Source organism: Brachyspira catarrhinii, assembly GCF_005518285.1.
Classification (GTDB): Bacteria; Spirochaetota; Brachyspiria; order Brachyspirales; family Brachyspiraceae; genus Brachyspira; species Brachyspira catarrhinii.
The window spans coordinates 1-269 of sequence record NZ_SJDU01000910.1 but is presented as its reverse complement, the minus strand read 5'-3'; the positions used below and the strand labels follow the sequence as shown (position 1 = coordinate 269).

The following is a 269-nucleotide window of genomic DNA, read 5'->3' as shown; positions in this document are numbered from 1 at the left end:
TTTTTATCTGATGAGATTATAGGATGTTATGTTGAACATAATTTAGGTCAGGATAAATATAACATAGATACTATATCAAATGTAGATTATATGTATGAATTAATAATTGATTTGAAAAATAAAGCTAAGAATTTATATCCTGATTATACAAATGAAATAGATTTCAAAATCGAAAAAATATTTTCTAATATACTTATTTGGCATACAGCGCAGCTTTGTAAAATAATTGGTAAAAGAGAAGCTTTTTCTATAATGAAGAGAAAAGAAAT

General features: G+C 22.7%; 1 pseudogene. It reads left to right on the top strand.

The window, feature by feature from the left end:
• Window positions 1-269: pseudogene (locus EZH24_RS13785) on the top strand (glycosyltransferase family 2 protein); the annotation flags it as partial.